Source organism: Allorhizobium paknamense, assembly GCF_030815125.1.
Classification (GTDB): Bacteria; Pseudomonadota; Alphaproteobacteria; order Rhizobiales; family Rhizobiaceae; genus Allorhizobium; species Allorhizobium paknamense.
The window spans coordinates 204,571-215,567 of record NZ_JAUSWH010000002.1 but is presented as its reverse complement, the minus strand read 5'-3'; the positions used below and the strand labels follow the sequence as shown (position 1 = coordinate 215,567).

At 60.4% G+C, this 10,997-nt stretch carries 10 protein-coding genes; 1 reads left to right on the top strand and 9 read right to left on the bottom strand.

Going from position 1 to position 10,997, the window contains the following annotated elements; translation table 11 throughout:
• Nucleotides 1-352: 352 nt before the first annotated feature.
• From QO005_RS04485 to QO005_RS04460, 6 genes are all read right to left on the bottom strand, one after another.
• A complete protein-coding gene (locus QO005_RS04485; protein WP_307156785.1) occupies nt 353-487 on the bottom strand; it encodes a hypothetical protein in 135 nt (44 codons plus the stop codon).
• 107 nt (nt 488-594) lie between these two features.
• On the bottom strand, nt 595-1,377 hold the full coding sequence (locus tag QO005_RS04480; RefSeq protein WP_307157073.1) for a TIM barrel protein: 783 nt from the start codon (nt 1,375-1,377) through the stop codon (nt 595-597).
• Nucleotides 1,378-1,395: 18 nt separating this feature from the next.
• Nucleotides 1,396-2,403, bottom strand: a complete 1,008-nt coding sequence (gene iolG / locus QO005_RS04475) for a bifunctional inositol 2-dehydrogenase/D-chiro-inositol 1-dehydrogenase (protein WP_307156784.1) — start codon at nt 2,401-2,403, stop codon at nt 1,396-1,398.
• Nucleotides 2,404-2,411: 8 nt separating this feature from the next.
• Nucleotides 2,412-3,311 (bottom strand): sugar phosphate isomerase/epimerase family protein, encoded by a 900-nt coding sequence (locus QO005_RS04470; RefSeq protein WP_307156783.1) that lies wholly within the window; start codon nt 3,309-3,311, stop codon nt 2,412-2,414.
• 229 nt (nt 3,312-3,540) lie between these two features.
• Entirely contained in the window at nt 3,541-4,467 is a 927-nt protein-coding gene (locus QO005_RS04465; protein WP_307156782.1) for a sugar ABC transporter substrate-binding protein, read from the bottom strand.
• Nucleotides 4,468-4,693: 226 nt separating this feature from the next.
• Complete coding sequence (locus QO005_RS04460) at nt 4,694-5,722, bottom strand: LacI family DNA-binding transcriptional regulator (protein WP_307156781.1); 1,029 nt, start codon at nt 5,720-5,722, stop codon at nt 4,694-4,696.
• A gap of 661 nt (nt 5,723-6,383) precedes the next feature.
• Between QO005_RS04460 and QO005_RS04455 the strand changes: the two genes are divergently transcribed.
• Nucleotides 6,384-8,222 carry an ABC transporter ATP-binding protein gene (locus tag QO005_RS04455; protein ID WP_307156780.1) on the top strand — a complete coding sequence of 613 codons (1,839 nt, stop codon included), beginning with the start codon at nt 6,384-6,386 and terminating at the stop codon, nt 8,220-8,222.
• A 102-nt stretch (nt 8,223-8,324) separates the two neighbouring features.
• Here the strand turns inward: QO005_RS04455 and QO005_RS04450 are convergent, their stop codons facing one another.
• The 3 genes from QO005_RS04450 to QO005_RS04440 form a co-directional block, all read right to left on the bottom strand.
• Nucleotides 8,325-8,753 carry a hypothetical protein gene (locus QO005_RS04450; protein WP_307156779.1) on the bottom strand — a complete coding sequence of 143 codons (429 nt, stop codon included), beginning with the start codon at nt 8,751-8,753 and terminating at the stop codon, nt 8,325-8,327.
• A gap of 246 nt (nt 8,754-8,999) precedes the next feature.
• Nucleotides 9,000-9,419, bottom strand: coding sequence for a secondary thiamine-phosphate synthase enzyme YjbQ (locus QO005_RS04445; RefSeq protein WP_307156778.1), 420 nt, complete (start codon nt 9,417-9,419; stop codon nt 9,000-9,002).
• 60 nt (nt 9,420-9,479) lie between these two features.
• Nucleotides 9,480-10,997 carry a putative bifunctional diguanylate cyclase/phosphodiesterase gene (locus QO005_RS04440; RefSeq protein WP_307156777.1) on the bottom strand — a complete coding sequence of 506 codons (1,518 nt, stop codon included), beginning with the start codon at nt 10,995-10,997 and terminating at the stop codon, nt 9,480-9,482.

Genomic DNA, 10,997 nt, shown 5'->3' with positions numbered 1-10,997 from the left:
TCCGGCAGGACAGAGGGGGGTAAACCACACGTAGAACCGTAGCGTCGTGTACTGTGATTCACTCAGATCGGCGCTCTAGGGTCAAAACTCAATCAGGATGGGTGTTCTGTTGAACGGGATGGGATTGAATGGCAGCGAACAAGCACAAGGCAAGGCCTTGAGGCCTTGTCGAGCATTGTTCGCAATCAGTCGGCCCATCCCGTTCAACCCTTCGGGCAAGGCGTATTTTGCGTCTGCGGGCGTCGGAAAGGTTTGAAAATGATCGGCATTTCCTTCACCTTTCCTCCTACTCAGACACAAAATGCGCCTTGCAGAACACCCATCCTGATTGAGTTTTGACCCTAAACGGCATCTACATGGGCCGGGGCTTTCCCGGCTCATGGTTTGATCCGGCCTCGTCCTTCTTCTTGTCGTCCTGCCGCTTCAGCTCCTTGTCCACGGTTTCGCGGGAGCCTTCCGCCGGGTCCTTGTCGCTGGGATTGGCCATGTCGATCCTCCTGAAAGGCACCGGCCGGTTGACCGGTGCCTTTCTCCAACCTGTGGATCAGCGGGAAGTTCCCGGATCACCGTCCCTGTCCGGTGAAACGGTCACCCTCATGCGCTGCGGATATAGGCCATGCTCTCGCCGACTGCCGTCAGCGGATCGGCCAGCGCATGCACCTCCTCGGCAAAGGGTTCGAAGGAATAAGGGCCTTCGAACCCTGCCGCCAGCAGAGCCTTGATCTGGGCGATGTTTTCCAGCCGGTCCGCCTTGTCCACCAGCACGCGGTGGGAATCGAGCATGGCATCGACACGGACCGCCGGATCGACGACCCCGGAAATATGCACGAGCCCCGTCTTCTCAGGGAAGAATTCGGTTTCGCCGGCAAGATGGTGATGGAAGGTATCGTGAACCAGCTTGTAAACGGACTGGCCGCCCGCTTCATCGATGGCCTTCACCGCCTCACCCTTCGTTCGCAGCGAAGAGACGGGAAAACCGAGCGGCTCGACAAGACCCGTCAGGCCACGATCTTCGAGAATGGGTTTCATTGCCGAAAGCGCCTGGACGAGATCCTTGAACGCCACTGGCCGGCCCTCGTTCAGCGGGCACATGACCAGCGCCTTCGCGCCGCTTTTTTCCGCGTAATCCGCCATGGCCAGCGCCCGTTCCGGCAGGTCGCCGGACCAGACGTTGAAGGGATAAAGCGCATTGATGGAGATGATGGTGACGCCATGCGCCGCGGCAATCGCCTTCACCTCCTGCGGTTTCAACTGGCTCAGCTCATTGGGAAGATCGTTGCGGATCTCGATGTCGCGAATGCCGAGCCTGGCGGCAAGCGCAATAAACTCCTCAAGTGAAAGCTTCGGTGCAGTGATATGATTGAGAGCGAATTTCAATTTCATAGGAGAACCTGATCAGTTGTAGAGCGCCGGGCGCTCGGGCAGCGAAATCGGCACGATTTCACCGGTTTCCTGCGCCTTGACGCAGGCGTCGGAAGAGATGGCGGCGACATAGCCATCCCAGGAGGACGGGCCGCTCGCCGTGCCATTGGCGGCAGCCTTGAGAAAATCCTGCAATTCCACGTCATAGGAGGCGATGAAGCGGTCTTTCCAGTCTGTCAGAATGGCGTTCTGCTGCCGGGCATCCTTGCGCATGACGATGCTCATCGGTTCCGGCAGGTTGGCGAGCCCCTCCTCGCCCACCACCTGGCACTGAATGTCGTAGCCGTAGCGGCAATTGACGAAGACCTCGACATCGATGCGCACGCCCTTCTTCGTTTCCAGAAGAATGATCTGCGGATCGCGCAATTGGGAGTGACTATGGCTGGAGACGCGCGGGAACACCACCTGCGCCGACACATACTCGTCGTTCAGCAGCCAGCGCAGCACGTCGATCTCGTGGATCAGCGTATCGTGGATGGCCATCGGCGTGACGTATTGTTCCGGCACGGTAGGGTTACGATGGGCCGCATGCACCATGAGAGGCGCGCCGATCTCACTGTCCACCACCTTCTTCAGCGCCACGTAACCGGCATCGTAGCGACGCATGAAGCCGACTTGCACCAGACGGCTGCCAAGCGCCACCTCGGCATCGACAATGCGCTTTGCGCCTTCGGCGGTGGTGGCCAGCGGCTTTTCGCAGAAGCAGGGCTTGCCTGCCTTCAGCGCCGCCAGCACATATTGCTCATGGGTTGCGCCCCAGGAGGTGACCAGAACGGCATCCACCTCCGGCGCGGCAATCAACTCCTCGCCACTGGCGAAAACCCTGGCATCGGGGGCGATATCGGCGCGCACCGCCTCGGCGGAAGCCGCATTCACATCCGACAACGCCACGATACGGCCGCCCTGCAGCACTTTTTCAATGCGGCGCGCATGGTCGCGGCCAATGGCACCGGTGCCAATCACACCAATTCTCACAGTCATGTCAAACCTCACTTCCAGTATGTATCGATGTAGCGCTGCATCTCGGCGCGCATGAAACGACCGCTTTCATCGGCCTTGTCTTCCCAGGCGAAAACGCAGGCCGTCATGATGCCGTCGAAGCCGATCTCGGCCAGCGTGCCGAAGAAATCGTCCCACGGCACCTCGCCCTGGCCGATATTGAGATGCTGGTGCACGCGCGCCTGCGTGCCAGGCGGGTTCAGGATATAGCGAAGGCCGGAAGACGCCTTGTGATTGAAGGTATCCCCCACATGCACATGCGCCAGCACATCCTTCGCCTCCCGCAGCATGGCCTTGGTGTCATCGCCGAAATAAAAGGTATGCGGCGCGCAATAGAGGAATTTCACATTCTTCGAATTCACCGTGCGGATAATGTCCAGCGCCGGTTGCAGCGTCTCGCACCAGTCCTCCGGATGCGGCTCGACATTGAGCTGGATACCCTCGCGCTCGAAGACCGGCACCAGTTCCTCCATGGAGCGCCACCAGGCATCCTCGCAGGCCTCGATCATCGAGCCGGTATGGCAGCAATAGCAGGACCCCTTGTCAGGATGCGGACCCCGGCCAAATTCGGAATTCATCGTATCGACTTCGAGTTCGACGCAGATTTCAATGGCCCGCTTCCAATGCTTGACCGCGGCCTTGCGCTCAGTCTCGTCATTGGAGGCCCAGCGATACATGGGCAACAAGGAAGCGATCTTCACATTCTCCGCCGCCAAAGCCTGCTTGAAGGCCTTGATGCGGGCCGGAAAGACACGCGGCGCCTTGAACCACTCCAGAAAATCGCCGCGCGGGCTGAGTTCGATCCAGTCGTAGCCCAGTTCCCGCACCTTGCGAGGCAGGTCCTCAAGGCTCAGAAAGCGATGCATGAAAGGGTCGATAGCTATTCTCATCGGTTTGCTCCTGTGCCGGTGCATCCGGCCTAAGCGTTTGTCAGGGAAAAGTGGAAGCCGGTCTTCCCGAAGAGACAAACACCTGAAAAACAATGGGATAATAGGGAAAAGAGGCAGCCAGGCCCCTGGGGCGGGGAGCGCCACAAGAGCATGAACTGCCAGCCAGGGATGCCGGGGCGTTCGCCATCCCTGTTGTTGCGTTGGTGAAAAAAGAGAAAGCCGAGCGGGTTTACTTGCTCTTGTACTTGGCCAGATTGTCCGGTGTGACCAGCTCGAAGGGAATATAGACCTTCTTGTCCACGGTCTCGCCCTTGGCGAGCTTCAAGGCTGCATCCACCGAGCCTCGGCCCTGACCGGCAGCATTCTGGAAGACCGTGACATCGAGATCACCTGCGGCCATCGACGCCTGGGCATCGGCCGTCGCGTCAATCCCTGCAACGACCACCTTCTTCAGATCCTTGCCAGCCGCCTTCAGCGACTGAATGGCGCCAATGGCCATTTCGTCGTTATTGGCAATGACGGCGTCGAATTCCACCCCGGCGGACAGCCAGTTGGTCATCAGGTCCGCCCCTTGCGTGCGCGACCAGTTGGCGGTCTGCTCCTCGACGATGGAAATGCCCTTGCAGGCATCGGTCGACAGCACGTCGTGAATATCCTTGGTGCGCATGCGGGCGGCCTGGTTGGACAATTCGCCCATCATCACCACGGCCTTGCCCTTGCCGCCCAGCAAGCGGCAAACTTCCTTGGTCTGCAAGGTGCCGGATTCCACTTCGTTGGAGGCCACGAAGGCCTGCTTGGCCGGCAGCGCATCGACGTTGACCGGCTGACGGTTGACATAGACCAGCGGCACACCGGCATCGGCGGCGATTTTCGACATGGCGGCGGTGGCGTCGGTATCCACCGGATTGACGATGATGGCATCCACGCCTGCGGCGATGAAATTCTGGATCTGGCTCTGCTGGCGCGAAACGTCGTTCTGCGCGTCCTCGATCTGCAGCGTCACACCCTTCAGCGTCTTGGCATAATCCTGCATGCCGCCGCGCAGAACGGTCAGGAAGTTGTCATCGAACAGCGCCATCGACACGCCAATGGTTTCGGCATGGGCAGCCGTGGTCATCAGCACGGCCACGGCCGCACCGAGAAGTGTTTTCCGCATGGTGTTCTCCTCCGTTGCAATCAGGCGCGCCCCCGCGCCGAACAATCCCGGCCTCTTGTTTTTTCGGGATAAGCCAGGGCCAGATCGAAGGCGCGGCCCTCCTTGCAAACCGCGCTTTCGAGCCCTGATTTTCCCCGAATGGTGCCGGGGGTCAATCGTGTATTTCAGCGCAAACAAATCAAACGTGATAGAAAATCATCAGAGCGATGATAGAAAAACATCATGCTTATATGCTTTCCGGTGTCAGCAGCTGGATGGGCAGAAAACGCTGCCCCGGCGTCTCCGCCATGCCCTGCTCGGCGCTGTGGATCATCATGGCCAATAACTCGTCGCAGAGCTCGGAAAGCGGGGTGGCCATGACGATGCTGACCAGGCGGTCCAGCAGCGCCTGGCGTGATTCCGGCGTCAGTTCATTGACCAGAAGCACCACCTCGCCGGGCTTGCGCATCTCACGCATGGCGGCAATCGCGCCTTCCATGCCGCCGCCCGCCACGTAAAGCGCCACGAGATCCTGATGCTTTTCCAGAAGATCGCAGGTGGCCTCATAGGTCAGTTGCCGCGTCTCCAGATTGGCCTGCGGGTTCAAAAGCTCGAATTCCGGCGCATATTCGCGCAGATAGCTGCGAAAGCCGGTTTCGCGCAGTTCGTGGCCGTGAAACCGATGCCCGCCGATGAAAACGCCGATCTTGCCGGGGGTGCGGGCAATGCTGGCGGTCAGCCAGCCGGCGGTACGGCCGACCTTGAGATTATTGGCGCCGATATAGCTTTCCCGGACCCCTTGAGCAAAATCCGACAGCAGCGAGAAGGTGGGAATGCCCCGCTCCTTGAGATCGGCGACGGCGGCGGTTACATGCGGGTGATCGAGACCGGTTGCCGCCACCGCATGCACATGCCCTGCCATGGAGGCGAGCAGATCGGCCAGATCCCGCGGCACCGTGCTCTGGGCAAAGCGCAAGGTCAGGCGCACCCGCCGGTTCGTCAGGGCTTTCGCCTTTTCCTGAAGCAGGCTGGCAAAGCTTTGATAGAAGTGGTGACGTTCCTTTTGCAGGACAATGCCGAAATGCAATTCGGGCCGGTCCGACAGCGCCCGCTGCCGGATGGCGTTGGCGCCGTAAAAGCCGAGGCGATGGGCCGCCTCCTGCACCTTGCGAACGGTTTCCTCGCGAACCCTGGCCCGGCCATTGAGGATGCGATCCACCGTCGCGACACTGACATTGGCCGCTTTCGCCAGATCCTGAATGGTGGGTCCGCGCATGATTGAGCCTGCTCCATGATAGAAAAACTCTCAAGGAGCCATCATGCGCAATGCGCCAAAGGATGGAAAGCGGGAAGAGGCGGAAAAAATCAGACCGAAGACAGCAGCAGAACGGTGGCGGCGCTGAAGGCGATGGCAAGAATGCCGATGAGCATGTAATTCGGAGTTGTAGACATTCCTGAGTCTCTAAATGATTCGTAACGTTTCCTATTAAAATCCCATATATTTTGAGGGGTCCAGAGCCTGGAATCCATCATTTCTGGGTGTTGGGAACATTTCCCGTTCGATTTTTAGCGTGTACGAATCTTTAATTTCAACCTGAAATTTTGAAGCACCCGGAAATGGCTGTGGCAAGATCGCCGCAGTCCGGCGGTGAAATGTCGCTTTGGAGGCAAAGCAGCCCTTTTCCATCTTGCGCGGACCATATCGGCGGCTATGGTTCGAGCATCATCAACGCGCACAAGGGAGGTCATGAATGTCATATTTTTCTGTCTCCCCGGTTCCAGCCGCACCCCGAGGCTGAAAGCCACTAGGCTTTCGTTTTTCGTGTTGATGGGCGTTTACGCCGTTTTCAGTCAACCTTTCTGACCACCCCTTTCGCGCCGTGACGCGCGGATCCTGTTTTTCCTGATCGACGGAGCCGGCTTGGCCGGAATGATCCATGGCTTTCGGGATAAAACGCCGCCGCAGCGCGGCCTTTCGCAGTGTTTTCCGCTTCTGTTGGCTGCATTGGCAGCGCCAGCCGGGGCGGATGTCTGTCATTCTCTTCAATATTCTCCTGTCGACGCTGGCCGATGTGCTGACGCCGCTTTATTCCGGGCGGCTGGTCAATGCGCTGGTGGAAGGACGCGCGGAGGACGCCACTGTCTGGAATGGCGCGATCGTCGCTTTCCTCTGGCTGATCAGCCTTTCGGCCACGTCCGTGGTCATGCGCTATTTCAGCTTCAACACCATTATCGGCTTCACGCTGCAATCGATGTCGGACATTGCAAGCGACGCCTTTTACCGGGTCCAGCGTTTTTCCAGCGAGTGGCATGCCAACAGCTTCGCAGGCTCCACCGTGCGCAAGATCACGCGCGGCATGTGGGCGCTGGACCTGTTGAACGATACGGTGTTCATCGCGCTGTTTCCGGCCCTGATCATGCTGATCGGCTCCACCGCGCTTCTGGCCTGGCACTGGCCGCTGATGGGCCTGCTGATCGGGCTGGGCTCCGTGCTGTTCATCGCCTTTACCGCCGCCATGGCGCTCGGTTTCGTCGCGCCCATGGCAAGCCTTGCCAATGGCTGGGATACGAGGCTCGGCGGCGCGCTGGCCGATGCCGTGACCTGCAATGCCGTGGTCAAGGCTTTTGGCGCAGAAGCGCGGGAAGACCTGCGGCTGACCTTCTTCCTGCGCAAGTGGCGGGACCGGACAGACCGCACCTGGACGCGCGGCACACTGAATGGCACGCTGCAAATGGCGCTGCTCAGCCTTTTGCGTGCGGCGGTGCTGGGTCTTGCGCTCTGGCTCTGGGCCAAGGGGCTGGCCAATGCCGGAGACATGACGCTGGTGCTGACGTCCTTTTTCATTCTCCAGGGTTATCTGAGGGAAATCGGCCAGCATATCCGCAACATCCAGCGTTCGGTGAACGACATGGAAGAGCTTGTCTCCTTCCATGACGAGGCGCTGGGCGTCGATGATGTTCCCGGCGCCAGACCGCTCACGGTGAGCGACGGCAAGATCGCCTTCGAGAAGGTGACCTTCCATTATGGAAACCACCTGAAGCCGCTCTATAAGGATTTTTCCGTCACCATCGCACCGGGCGAGCGGGTGGGTCTCGTCGGCCATTCCGGCTCCGGCAAGACCACCTTCATCAAGCTGATCCAGCGGCTGCATGATATCAAGGGTGGGCAGATCACCATTGACGGGCAAAATGTGGCTGAGGTGCAGCAGGCCTCCCTGCGGCGGCAGATCGCCATCGTGCAGCAGGAGCCCATCCTGTTTCACCGGTCGCTGGCCGAAAACATCGCCTATGCGCGGCCCAGCGCCTCGCAGAAGGAGATCGAAACCGCAGCCCGGTTGGCCAATGCGCATGAGTTCATCGAGGCCTTGCCGAAGGGCTATCAGACACTGGTGGGCGAGCGCGGCATCAAGCTTTCCGGCGGTGAGCGCCAGCGCATCGCCATTGCCCGTGCCTTCCTCGCGGATGCGCCGATCCTCATTCTGGACGAGGCAACGTCAAGCCTCGATTCGGAATCGGAAATGCTCATCCAGCAGGCGATGGAACGGCTGATGCAGGGCCGCACCACGCTGGTGGTGGCGCATCGGCTTTCCACCGTGCGCGCCCTCGACCGGCTGCTGGTTTTCGATCATGGCAAGGTGGTGGAAGAAGGCACCCATGCCAGCCTGATCCGGCTGAAGGGCGGCATTTATCGCAACCTGTTCGAACGGCAGGCGCTGGAGCTGACCAAGGGCATGGCGCTGGAGGATGACGAAATTGCGCACGCCCATAACGCATAAAAAACTGGCCCGGAAACGCTGCGGGCCAGTTTTTTTATGACGATTTTGTTTCTACGCATTTCCGGACGGCAAACCGGTTCCCACTTTTCTCAGGACAATGCTCTAGCGGGCAAACGGGCAGCCCGGGCGATTGGCAAAGGCAATCCGGTCATATTCACCGTAGCGCCAGCCACCGACGATCACCCGGCGCGGGGTAACACGCTCGATATTCGGGCGGCGCAATCCCTGCCAGCGGGCTTTTTCCATGGCCTGGCCGGGGTTGCAGAAGCCTTCGATGACCATGCCGCGATCCCGGCGCGGCGGCCCATCCCAACGGGGCGGCGGCGGATCGTAACGCTGCCAGCGCGGCGGGGGCGGCGGCGGGTCGTAACGATCGTAATCATCGCCCCAGACCTGAGCCAGGGCAGGTTCATCGGACCCGACGGAAAAGCCGATGCTCACATCGCCAGCCCTTGCAGGGGCAAGGCCCGCACCGGTCAGCGTCAGGCCCGCAAGACCGACCAGAACCGCTTTTGCCAACATGCTCTTCATTGCATTCCTCCTTGGAGTGCAGCCCTCACGCTCGTTGCGCGCGGGAGATTGTCTGTCACCTCGGGCAGGAGGAAAACCGGATGCATTTCATCGTTTCCAGCGCCGCCCTTGTGGCGATGGAGGGCAATGTAAGAGAGTTGGTGTGAACGCAAACGGAACCGCGCATTCAGCGGGGATTCAGTATTTTCAACCCAGAGAAGGCATGATTTACGCGGATTTTCATCTCAGCGGTGAAATATTCGCGCTTTAGGAAAGATGCATGACCACCTGCCGCCTATGCGGGCTGTCGCGATGTTCAAAAAGATAAATTCCCTGCCAGGTGCCCAGCATGGGCCTGCCATCGGCCACGGGGACAGACAGGGAAACCTGCGTCAGCGCCGATTTGATATGCGCCGGCATGTCATCCGGCCCCTCCTGACGGTGCACCACCCAATCCATGGAGGGCGCGGTGGTGGGCGGCACGAGACGGCGGAAAAACTCCATGAGATCGCGCTTCACATCCGGATCGGCATTTTCCTGAATGACCAGAGAGGCGGAGGTATGCCGCACGAAGAGCGTCAGCAGCCCCTCTTCCTGCCCGGCCTCCGCAACAAAAGCCTCCACTTCGCGCGTGAATTCATAGAGGCCCTGCCCCCGCGTCGTCAGCGTGATGATTTTCTGTGGCATGAAGAGTGCCTCCTGTCTGTGATGAGCGCATCAGAGACATGGGCGGAAAGCGGAAAAACATCAAGCTTTGCCGGTTCTTGCCGGTGGCTCATCCGCAAGGCTGGACTGCAACACCGCAAGCGGCGCAGGACGGCCATAATAAAAGCCCTGATGCCGCATGCAGCCAGCCTTTGTCAGCCAGGCCGCCTGGGCAGCCGTTTCAATGCCTTCCGCCACCACGTCGATCTTGAGCGCCCTGGCCATATCCAGCACCGCCCGGACAATGGCCTGTTCCACATGGCCGTTGCTGATCGAGGCGATCAGGCTGCGGTCCAGTTTCAGCCAGTTGATCGGCAGGCGGCTGAGGGAGGCGATATTCGAATAGCCGGTGCCGAAATCATCCAGCGCCACGCGCACGCCAAGCCGCGCCAGTTCATCGAGTTCGCGGGCGGCACGGCTCATATCGGCCATGATCATGTCCTCGGTGATTTCCACCACCAGCGCATGCGGCGGAAAGCCTGTCTGCTCCAGCACCACCTGAATGAGCGCAGACAATCCGCCGGAGCGGAACTGGCTGGGCGAGACATTGACCGACACATAGGAAAGGCGGCCGGCCTTGATCAGCGGTCCGAGTTCCGTGCAGGCGCGCTGCAGGATCTGGGTGAACAGCGGCCCCAGCAAACGCCGGTCTTCCGCCAGCGGCAGGAACAGCGAAGGCAGCACCACGCCGCGCAGCGGATGGTGCCAGCGGGCCAGCACTTCCACGCCCTTGGCCTGACCGCTGATGCTTTCAACGATCGGCTGATACCAGGGCAGGATTTCGCCCCTGTCCAGCGCCAGCACCAGTTCCAGCTCCAGAATGCGGCGTTCCTCGGCCTCATCGCGCAACTCGTCGCTGAAGGCGGTGGCAGCCCCCCGGCCAAGTTTCTTCGAGGCAAACAGCGCCATATCGGCGTGACGCAACAGTTCGGCGGAGGAGTTGGCCTGATCCGGCAGGCAGGCATGGCCGAGCGAAGCGGAAATATCCAGCGTGCGGCTACCAAAGACGAAGGGGACTTTCAGGCACTCGACCAGTTGCGCGGCGAGTTTTGCATCCGCGGCATCATCCTTGAGATCGTGGCGCAGCAGCGCGAATTCATCGCCGCCCAGCCGCGCCACCTGGCCGGTGCCGCTGAAAGGCGTAAGCCGGCGCGCCACCTCGGTGAGCGCCGCATCCCCCGCCTCATGGCCGCTGACATCGTTGATGCGCTTGAAGTCATCGACATCCAGCAGAAAGACGGAGACACGGCCATTATGCGCCCAGGCCTTGCGGCAGGCAGCGGAGAGAAAGGAGGTGAAACTGCGGCGGTTGGCAATGCCGGTCAGCTGATCCTGCTGCGCCAGCGCCATGGCGCGCTCCCGCTCCATCACCAGTTCCTGGGTGCGTTCCTCCACGCGTTTTTCCAGCGCGCTGGCCAGATGTGCAAGCTCGGTATTGGCCAGATAGAGTTCGCGGGCACGCTCCTCCAGCAGGGCCTCGGCTTCCTGCCGCGCCCGGCGCTCCCGCTCCAGCCGCCGCGTCAATCTTTCGATGCGGGCCTGCTTGTCGTCGTCGGTCAT

Coding starts and splice junctions, on each gene's coding strand:
- iolG (WP_307156784.1), bottom strand. CDS start 2,403: ATGACTGTGAGAATTGGTGTGATTGGCACCGGTGCCATTGGCCGCGAC.
- QO005_RS04485 (WP_307156785.1), bottom strand. CDS start 487: ATGGCCAATCCCAGCGACAAGGACCCGGCGGAAGGCTCCCGCGAAACC.
- QO005_RS04445 (WP_307156778.1), bottom strand. CDS start 9,419: ATGCCACAGAAAATCATCACGCTGACGACGCGGGGGCAGGGCCTCTAT.
- QO005_RS04465 (WP_307156782.1), bottom strand. CDS start 4,467: ATGCGGAAAACACTTCTCGGTGCGGCCGTGGCCGTGCTGATGACCACG.
- QO005_RS04440 (WP_307156777.1), bottom strand. CDS start 10,997: ATGACCGACGACGACAAGCAGGCCCGCATCGAAAGATTGACGCGGCGG.
- QO005_RS04470 (WP_307156783.1), bottom strand. CDS start 3,311: ATGAGAATAGCTATCGACCCTTTCATGCATCGCTTTCTGAGCCTTGAG.
- QO005_RS04460 (WP_307156781.1), bottom strand. CDS start 5,722: ATGCGCGGACCCACCATTCAGGATCTGGCGAAAGCGGCCAATGTCAGT.
- QO005_RS04450 (WP_307156779.1), bottom strand. CDS start 8,753: ATGAAGAGCATGTTGGCAAAAGCGGTTCTGGTCGGTCTTGCGGGCCTG.
- QO005_RS04455 (WP_307156780.1), top strand. CDS start 6,384: ATGGCTTTCGGGATAAAACGCCGCCGCAGCGCGGCCTTTCGCAGTGTT.